We start from the raw sequence: 6,195 nt of genomic DNA on the forward strand, positions 1-6,195 counted from the left end.
CCGGCCGCGATCACCACGCCAGGAGCGGTGAGGCGGCCAGGCAGGAGACGTACGACCATGACAGCGCCGGACACCGACACCCTGCGCGCCCCCGTCCGCACCCCACGGCAGCACGCGTGGCGGACCCAGGCGCCGATCGTCGCGGTGGTCGCACTGGGCGGCGCGATCGGTGCCACGGCCCGGTACGCGGCCTCCCTGTGGTGGCCCGCCGGGCCCGGTGGCTTCCCCTGGGCGACGTTCTGGACCAATGTCGTCGGCTGCGCCGTGATCGGCGTCTTCATGGTGGTCATCACCGAGGTGCGAGCCGCCCACCGCCTCGTCCGCCCCTTCTTCGGCACCGGAGTGCTCGGCGGCTTCACCACCTTCTCCACCTACGCCGTCGACATCCAGCAACTGCTGGACAACGGACACGCGCGCGTGGGCCTGGCCTACCTCGCCGCCACCCTGACCGCCGCGCTCACAGCGGTCTGGCTCGCGGCGGCCGCCACCCGTCGCGTCCTGAAAGTGAGGCAGCCATGACCAGGCTGACCGGCCGGGCCCTGCGGCTGACCGTCTTCGTCGGCGAGCACGACACCTGGCACCACAAGCCCCTCTACGCGGAGATCGTGCACCGCGCCCACGCCGCCGGCCTCGCGGGGGCGAGCGTCTTCCGCGGTGTCGAGGGCTTCGGCGCCTCCTCCCTGATCCACACCTCGCGGCTGCTGTCCCTGAGCGAGGACCTGCCCGTCGCGATCGTGATCGTCGACACCGAGGAGCGCGTCCGGGCCTTCCTGCCACAGCTCGACGAACTCGTCACCGAAGGGCTCGTCACCCTCGACCACTGCGAGGTCATCCGGTACACCGGCCGCGACGGCACTCCGCTCGAACCGGACACCACCGGTACGCACACGCAAGGTAAGAACACGGAAGGTAAGAAGGCGCCGTGAACTGGCTTCTGGTGATCGCGGGCGCCGTCGTCGGCGCGCCCCTGCGGTATCTCACCGACCGGGCGGTGCAGTCCCGGCACGACTCGGTGTTCCCGTGGGGAACCTTCCTGGTCAACGTCACCGGCTGCCTGGTCCTCGGCCTGCTCACCGGCGCCGCGGCCCAGGGCGCCGCGAGCTCCCACCTGCGGCTCCTGCTCGGCACCGGCCTGTGCGGGGCCCTGACCACGTACTCGACCTTCTCGTACGAGACCCTGCGGCTGACCGAGACGGGCGCCGGGCTCTACGCCGTCGCCAACATCGTGGGCAGCGTGACCGCCGGCCTCGGTGCCGCTTTCGTGGGGGTGTCGATCGCCCAGGCGGTGTGGTCCTAGACCGCCGCGTGGCGTTGTCGGCGACCGGATCACACCCGCGCCTGGTAGGACAGTGCGCGCCACTGCCCCGCCCCCGGAACTGGATCCCATGAGCGCCATCAGCGTCGGTCAGGCCGTCGTCCTCGGAGCCGTCGAGGGGGTGACCGAGTTCCTGCCCGTCTCCTCGACCGGCCATCTGAAGATCGCCGAGGGGCTCATGGGCATCCCCGTCGACGACGACGCGGTCGTCGGGTTCTCGGCCGTCATCCAGGTCGGCGCGATCGCCGCCGTACTCGTGTACTTCTTCAAGGACATCGTGCGGATCGTCTCCGCGTGGCTGCGCGGGCTGCGGGACAAGGAGGAGCGGTACCACCACGACTACAAGTTCGCCTGGTGGGTGATCTGCGCGACGATCCCGATCATCGTCGTGGGCCTGGCCGCCAAGCCGCTCATCAAGGGGCCGCTCGCCTCGCTGTGGGTCGTCGCGGGGTCGTTGATCGTCGGCAGCGGGGTGATGTGGGCGGCGGACCAGATGGGCCGGCACAAGCGCGGGGAGGACGACACCTCCTTCAAGGACGCGATGCTCGTCGGCAGCTCGCAGATCCTCGCCCTGCTCTTCCCGGGCTTCTCGCGCTCCGGTGCCACGATGTCCACGGCGCTGATGCTCGACCTGGACCGGGTCGCCGCCACCCGCCTGTCGTTCTTCCTCGGCATCCCGGCCCTCACCGGCGCCGGCATCTACGAGCTGAAGGACGCCCTCGGCACGACGGGTACGGGCGCGCTGCCGCTGGCCGTCGGTACCGCCGTGTCCTTCGTCGTGGCCTATGCCTCCATCGCCTGGCTGCTGAGGTTCGTGGCCAAGCACTCCTTCAACGCCTTCGTGATCTACCGGATCGTCGTGGGGGTGCTGCTGTTCGGGCTGCTGGGCGCGGGAGTGATCAACAGTTGACCCGAGCCGGGCGTGACGCCGGCTTTCGAGCGTCACGCCCGGTGAGTCTGTCCGTCTCGTCGGGCACTCTCTCCATCCGCATCCCTTGACACCACCCACGGCTCACCCGGAGTATCACTCCCGTGAACCTGTCAGACAGCCGGACAGCCGGACAGCCTCCGCGGCGCATCAGCGCCATGGAAGCGGTCCTGGCACACCTCCGTAGCGCCATCGAGCGCGGCGAGTACGCCATCGGCGACAAGCTCCCGTCCGAGGCGGAGCTCTGCCGCACCCTGGAGATCAGCCGCCCCGTCCTGCGCGAGGCCCTGCGGGCCCTGCAGACCATGGGTCTGACCGTCTCCAAGACCGGCAAGGGCACCTTCGTCGTCGCCAACGCCGTCGAGGACCCCACCTTCGGCGACTACGCGGCCAGCGATCTGCTGGAGGTGCGCCGGCATGTCGAGATCCCGGTCGCCGGGTACGCGGCGCTGCGCCGCACCCCGGAGAACCTCGACCACCTCGCCCACCTGCTCGACCGTATGGAGCGGGAGACGGACACCACCGCGTGGGTCGCGATGGACACCCTCTTCCACCTGGCCGTGGCCGAGGCCGCCCAGAACCCGGTCTTCCGCCGGGTCATCGAGGAGATCCGCGACGCACTGGCGCGTCAGTCGGCCTTCCTCAACGAACTGGGCGGCCGCCGCGAGCAGTCCAACCGCGAGCACCGGGCGATCGTCGAGGCACTGATCGACGGTTCCGAACTCGACGCGACCGACGCCATGGCTCACCACCTGGACCGCGTCGAGACCACCCTCACCGACATCGTGCGCCCCGCGCGCACGGACAGCCCCACGGAAGGCGGACCCGAGGCGTGAGCGAGCAGCACCTCAAAGAAGAGACGCGCCCCCAGTCCGGTCACGTCGACGCCGGAGACCTCGGCTACAGCAAGTCGCTGAAGTCCCGGCACGTCAACATGATCGCCATCGGCGGAGCCATCGGCACCGGCCTGTTCCTCGGCGCGGGCGGCCGGCTCGCCGACGCCGGCCCCTCCCTGTTCATCGCCTACGCGGTCTGCGGAATCTTCGCCTTCCTCGTCGTGCGTGCCCTCGGTGAACTCGTCCTCTACCGACCGTCGTCCGGCGCCTTCGTGTCGTACGCCCGGGAGTTCATGGGGGAGAAGGGCGCGTACGTCGCGGGCTGGATGTACTTCCTGAACTGGGCCACCACCGGTATCGCCGACATCACCGCGGTGGCCGTCTACACCCACTACTGGGGCATGTTCTCCGACATACCGCAGTGGGTGATCGCGCTCATCGCGCTCGCCGTCGTCCTCACCGTGAACCTCATCTCGGTGAAGATGTTCGGCGAACTGGAGTTCTGGTTCGCCATCATCAAGGTGGCCGCGCTCGTGGTGTTCATGCTGATCGGGATCTTCCTGCTGGTCACCCAGCACCCGGTGGGCGACACCACCCCCGGCCCGTCCCTGATCACCGACAACGGCGGCATCTTCCCCAACGGCCTGCTGCCCATGCTGCTGATCGTCCAGGGCGTCGTCTTCGCCTACGCCTCCGTCGAACTGGTCGGCGTCGCCGCCGGCGAGACCGAGAACCCCGAGAAGATCATGCCGAAGGCGATCAACTCGATCATGTGGCGCGTCGGCCTCTTCTACGTCGGCTCGGTGATCCTCCTCTCGATGCTGCTGCCCTGGTCGGCGTACAAGGCGGGCGAGAGCCCCTTCGTCACCGTGCTGTCCAACATCGGCATCCCGGCGGCCGGCGGCATCATGAACCTGGTCGTGCTGACCGCGGCGATGTCCTCGCTCAACTCCGGCCTGTACTCCACCGGCCGCATCCTGCGCTCCATGGCCATGTCCGGCTCCGCCCCGAAGTTCACCTCGGTGATGAGCCGCAGCCAGGTCCCCTACGGCGGCATCCTGCTGACCAGCGGTATCTGCGTCCTCGGCGTCGGACTCAACTTCGTCGTCCCCGCCGAGGCGTTCGAGATCGTGCTGAACTTCGCGGCGATCGGCATCCTCGCCACCTGGGGCATGATCATGCTCTGTCACCTGCTCTTCTGGCAGAAGACCCAGAAGGGCGAGCTCACCCGCCCGAGCTACCGGCTGCCGGGCTCCCCCTGGACCGAAGTCGTGACGCTGGCATTCCTCGCCTCCGTCCTGGTCCTCATGTACGCCGACGGAGGCGCCGGCCGCACCACCGTGCTGTGCCTGCCGCCGATCGTCGCAGCGCTGGTCGCGGGCTGGTACGGCATCCGTGCCCGGGCCACGCGCACTTCGCCCAAGGCCGACGCGTGAGATCCGTGTCGGTCGACGACCCCTCATCGACCTACGACAACCAGGCAGCCAGACAGTGATGTACAGCAGTTCCATAGCGGACGCACCCCTTGTCCGCGAACCTCTCCACGCTCCCGTCGCCCACCTCATACGCGACGAAATGATCGAAGGCATCCACTACGGCTCCGTCGTCGTCCTCGGCGCCGACGGCGAGGTCCAGTTCCAGCTCGGTGACATCGAGGCCGCCTTCTACCCGCGTTCCGCGCTCAAGCCGGTCCAGGCCGTCGCCATGGCGCGGGCCGGGCTTCCCCTCGACGGTGAGCTGCTCTCGCTCACCGCGGCCAGCCACTCCGGCGAGGAACGCCACCTCGCCGGTACCCGGCGCATCCTCGAACTCGCCGCACTCACCGAGGACCACCTGCGCAACGTCCCGGACATGCCGTACGACCCCGTCGTCCGGGACGCGTGGATCCGGGAAGGCCGCCTGCCGTCCCGGCTCGCCCAGAACTGCTCCGGCAAGCACGCGGCCATGTTGTACACCTGCGCGCTCAACGGGTGGTCCCTGGACGGCTACCTCGACCCCGGTCACCCGCTCCAGCAGGCCATCGCGGAGATCGTCGAGGACCTCACCGGACAGCGCGTGGCCCGGGTGACAGTCGACGGCTGCGGTGCGCCGCTGTTCTCCGTCTCGCTGCACGGGCTCGCCCGTGCCGCCGCCCGTATCACCACGGCGGTGCCGGGGACGCCCGAGGCTCGGGTCGCCGACGCGATGCGGGAGCATGCCGAGATGGCCTCCGGCTCCGGGCGGGACGTGGCCGCGCTGATGCGGGCCGTGCCGGGGCTGCTGACCAAGGACGGGTTCGAGGGCGTGCAGGTCGCTGCGCTGCCGGATGGCCGGGCCATCGCCGTGAAGATCGCCGACGGGGCGAATCGGGCGCGGGTGCCGGTGGCCGCGGCGGCGCTTGCTCGGGCCGGGGTTGACCCTGAGCTGCTGACCGAGTTCCAGGGGGAGGCGCTGCTTGGAGGCGGGCGGGCGGTCGGGTGTGTGCGGCCCGTTCGTTCGCTGGAGCCGGTTGTTGTTTCTGCTTGCGCCTAGTGATCCGGGTCGGCATGTCATCGGGCGACTGCGGGCCCGTCGTGGCCTGTCGCGCAGTTCCCCGCGCCCCTTTGAGGGGCGCTCACCTCACCCTCGTAGAAAGAAGAACCGTTCCCTCATGAACGCCGTCACCCGTAGCGAGCATGATCTGCTGGGCGATCGGGATGTCCCCGCCGATGCCTACTGGGGTGTCCACACCCTGCGCGCCACGGAGAACTTCCCCATCACCGGGACGTCGATCTCCGCCTATCCGCACCTGATCGACGCCCTCGCCGCGGTCAAGGAGGCCGCTGCCCTCGCGAACGAGGAGCTCGGGCTCCTCGACCCTGAGAAGGCCGCCGCGATCGTCGCCGCGTGCCGGGAGATCCGCTCCGGCAAGCTGCACGAGCAGTTCGTCGTCGACGTCGTCCAGGGCGGTGCGGGCACGTCGACGAACATGAACGCCAACGAGGTTGTGGCGAACCGGGCGTTGGAGCTGCTGGGTCATGCCAAGGGCGAGTACCGGTATCTGCACCCGAACGAGGACGTGAACCTCGGGCAGTCGACGAACGACGTGTACCCGACCGCCGTGAAGGTCGCGACGGTGTTCGCGGTGCGCGGGCTGC

8 protein-coding genes are annotated in these 6,195 nt (G+C 69.5%); all 8 read left to right on the forward strand.

Features of this window, described 5'->3' with window-relative positions; translation table 11 throughout:
* The first annotated feature begins 57 nt into the window (after positions 1-57).
* A complete protein-coding gene (gene crcB, locus ADK36_RS44625) occupies positions 58-519 on the forward strand; it encodes a fluoride efflux transporter CrcB (protein WP_053201652.1) in 462 nt (153 codons plus the stop codon).
* The gene (locus tag ADK36_RS44630) at positions 516-926 is read left to right on the forward strand and encodes a DUF190 domain-containing protein (RefSeq protein WP_053201654.1); all 411 of its coding nucleotides are present in this window, start codon (positions 516-518) and stop codon (positions 924-926) included. The genes crcB (ADK36_RS44625) and ADK36_RS44630 overlap by 4 nt, the downstream gene beginning before the upstream one ends.
* Positions 923-1,297: a fluoride efflux transporter CrcB gene (gene crcB, locus ADK36_RS44635; protein WP_048586658.1), complete on the forward strand. Its 375-nt coding sequence runs from the start codon at positions 923-925 to the stop codon at positions 1,295-1,297. Before ADK36_RS44630 ends, crcB (ADK36_RS44635) begins: the two co-directional genes overlap by 4 nt.
* Before the next feature lie 88 nt (positions 1,298-1,385).
* Positions 1,386-2,225, forward strand: a complete 840-nt coding sequence (locus ADK36_RS44640; protein ID WP_053201656.1) for an undecaprenyl-diphosphate phosphatase — start codon at positions 1,386-1,388, stop codon at positions 2,223-2,225.
* Positions 2,226-2,401: 176 nt separating this feature from the next.
* Entirely contained in the window at positions 2,402-3,079 is a 678-nt protein-coding gene (locus ADK36_RS44645) for a FadR/GntR family transcriptional regulator (RefSeq protein WP_048586660.1), read from the forward strand.
* The gene (locus ADK36_RS44650; RefSeq protein WP_053201658.1) at positions 3,076-4,515 is read left to right on the forward strand and encodes an amino acid permease; all 1,440 of its coding nucleotides are present in this window, start codon (positions 3,076-3,078) and stop codon (positions 4,513-4,515) included. Before ADK36_RS44645 ends, ADK36_RS44650 begins: the two co-directional genes overlap by 4 nt.
* A 58-nt stretch (positions 4,516-4,573) precedes the next feature.
* Entirely contained in the window at positions 4,574-5,590 is a 1,017-nt protein-coding gene (locus ADK36_RS44655; protein ID WP_048586662.1) for an asparaginase, read from the forward strand.
* Between the two features lie 118 nt (positions 5,591-5,708).
* Positions 5,709-6,195 (forward strand): lyase family protein (locus ADK36_RS44660; RefSeq protein WP_267887449.1); only part of this gene is annotated, 487 nt, incomplete at its 3' end.

Source organism: Streptomyces viridochromogenes (assembly GCF_001270495.1).
GTDB lineage: Bacteria > Actinomycetota > Actinomycetes > Streptomycetales > Streptomycetaceae > Streptomyces > Streptomyces viridochromogenes_A.